Source organism: Arhodomonas sp. KWT2, assembly GCF_041949875.1.
Lineage (GTDB): Bacteria > Pseudomonadota > Gammaproteobacteria > Nitrococcales > Nitrococcaceae > Arhodomonas > Arhodomonas aquaeolei.
In genome coordinates, this window is the sequence record NZ_JBHFPQ010000006.1 from 2,501 (window position 1) to 5,398 (window position 2,898).

Sequence of the window (2,898 nt, forward strand, 5' to 3'; positions counted from 1 at the left end):
GCGAACGGGGATTAGCCCTTAAGCGTGTGGTGCGCTAGCCGAACGGTCTGGAAAGTCCGGCCATAGTGGGTGACAGCCCCGTAGGCGAAAGCGATCCATGCGTGAAATCGAGTAGGGCGGGACACGTGTTATCCTGTCTGAATATGGGGGGACCATCCTCCAAGGCTAAATACTCCCTGCCGACCGATAGTGAACCAGTACCGTGAGGGAAAGGCGAAAAGAACCCCGGAGAGGGGAGTGAAATAGAACCTGAAACCGTGTGCGTACAAGCAGTCGAAGCCCGCAAGGGTGACGGCGTACCTTTTGTATAATGGGTCAGCGACTTACTTTCAGTGGCGAGGTTAACCGTTTAGGGAAGCCGTAGGGAAATCGAGTCTTAACCGGCGTATAGTCTCTGGAAGTAGACCCGAAACCGGGCGATCTACCCATGGCCAGGGTGAAGGCGGGGTAAAACCCGCTGGAGGCCCGAACCCACTAACGTTGAAAAGTTAGGGGATGAGCTGTGGGTCGGAGTGAAAGGCTAAACAAGCCCGGAGATAGCTGGTTCTCCCCGAAAGCTATTTAGGTAGCGCCTCGTGTCTCACTCCCGGGGGTAGAGCACTGTTTCGGCTAGGGGGGCATCCGTGCCTTACCAAACCGATGCAAACTCCGAATACCGGGAAGTGCAATCACGGGAGACAGACGGCGGGTGATAACGTTCGTCGTCAAGAGGGAAACAACCCAGACCGCCAGCTAAGGTCCCCAAATCACGGCTAAGTGGCAAACGATGTGGGAAGGCACAGACAGCCAGGAGGTTGGCTTAGAAGCAGCCACCCTTTAAAGAAAGCGTAATAGCTCACTGGTCGAGTCGGCCTGCGCGGAAGATTCAACGGGGCTAAAGCCGTGTACCGAAGCTGCGGATGCAAGCGTTTGCTTGCATGGTAGGGGAGCGTTCCGTAGGCCGCCGAAGGCGGACCCGTGAGGGCCGCTGGAGGTATCGGAAGTGCGAATGCTGACATGAGTAACGATAATGGGGGTGAAAAACCCCCACGCCGAAAGCCCAAGGTTTCCTGCGCAACGCTAATCGGCGCAGGGTTAGTCGGCCCCTAAGGCGAGGGCGAAAGCCGTAGTCGATGGGAAACAGGTTAATATTCCTGTACCGCAGTCTGCTGCGATGGGGGGACGAAGAAGGCTAGGTGAGCCGGGTGACGGATGTCCCGGTTCAAGCGTGTAGGCGGTCTGCTTAGGCAAATCCGGGCAGACAACGCCGAGACGCGAGCACGAGCGCCCACGGGCGCGAAGTCACTGACGCCACGCTTTCTGGAAAAGCCTCTAAGCTCCAGGCAGTCTGCGACCGTACCGCAAACCAACACAGGTAGGCAGGGTGAGCATCCCAAGGCGCTTGAGAGAACTCGGGTGAAGGAACTAGGCAAAATGGCACCGTAACTTCGGGAGAAGGTGCGCCTCTAGTAGGTGAAACCCCTTGCGGGTGGAGCCGAGGGGGGCCGCAGTGACCAGGGGGCTGCGACTGTTTACTAAAAACACAGCACTCTGCTAACTCGTAAGAGGATGTATAGGGTGTGACGCCTGCCCGGTGCCGGAAGGTTAAGTGATGGGGTTAGCCCTTCGGGGCGAAGCTCTTGATCGAAGCCCCGGTAAACGGCGGCCGTAACTATAACGGTCCTAAGGTAGCGAAATTCCTTGTCGGGTAAGTTCCGACCTGCACGAATGGCGTAACGATGGCCCCACTGTCTCCACCCGAGACTCAGTGAAATTGAAATCGCAGTTAAGATGCTGCGTTCCCGCGGCAAGACGGAAAGACCCCGTGAACCTTTACTACAGCTTCACACTGGACTTCGAGCCTGCTTGTGCAGGATAGGTGGGAGGCTTTGAAACCGGGACGCCAGTCCTGGTGGAGCCATCCTTGAGATACCACCCTTGCATGTTTGAGGTTCTAACCTAGGCCCGTCATCCGGGTCAGGGACAGTGTGTGGTGGGTAGTTTGACTGGGGCGGTCTCCTCCCAAAGAGTAACGGAGGAGCGCGAAGGTACCCTCAGCGCGGTCGGAAATCGCGCCTTGAGTGTAAAGGCATAAGGGTGCCTGACTGCGAGACAGACACGTCGAGCAGGGGCGAAAGCCGGCCTTAGTGATCCGGTGGTTCTGTATGGAAGGGCCATCGCTCAACGGATAAAAGGTACTCCGGGGATAACAGGCTGATTCCTCCCAAGAGTCCACATCGACGGAGGAGTTTGGCACCTCGATGTCGGCTCATCACATCCTGGGGCTGTAGCAGGTCCCAAGGGTATGGCTGTTCGCCATTTAAAGTGGTACGCGAGCTGGGTTTAGAACGTCGTGAGACAGTTCGGTCCCTATCTGCCGTGGGCGTCGGAGATTTGAGAGGATCTGCTCCTAGTACGAGAGGACCGGAGTGGACGTACCTCTGGTGTTCCGGTTGTCACGCCAGTGGCACTGCCGGGTAGCTACGTACGGACGGGATAACCGCTGAAAGCATCTAAGCGGGAAGCCCCCCTCAAGATAAGATCTCCCCGGGGACTCGATCCCCCTGAAGGGCCGTGGAAGACCACCACGTTGATAGGCCGGGTGTGGACGTGCAGTAATGCATGAAGCTAACCGGTACTAATTGCCCGTGCGGCTTGGCCATATAACACCCAAGCAGTCTGAGACCAATGCGCATGTCCAAGTGCGCGTGCGACTTCCCGATCAAACGGCCCGCGCGGCCCAAAAAACCGCGCTCAGGCCAACCGGCTCGCCTGGCGAATATAGCGAGTGGGAACCACCCGATCCCATACCGAACTCGGAAGTGAAACCACTCCGCGCCGATGATAGTGCCGCCTCGCTGTGGTGCGAAAGTAGGTCATCGCCAGGCTCTTATCCCTAAACCCCCGGCCATTAATGGC

At 57.6% G+C, this 2,898-nt stretch carries 2 rRNA genes (1 of these 2 running past the window's edge); both read left to right on the forward strand.

What is annotated here, in order from left to right:
• Positions 1–2,642: ribosomal RNA gene (locus ACEZHJ_RS00090) — 23S ribosomal RNA — on the forward strand; it begins 251 nt to the left of the window's first position.
• 108 nt (positions 2,643–2,750) lie between these two features.
• Positions 2,751–2,867 (forward strand): 5S ribosomal RNA (rrf, locus tag ACEZHJ_RS00095).
• Positions 2,868–2,898: the final 31 nt, after the last annotated feature.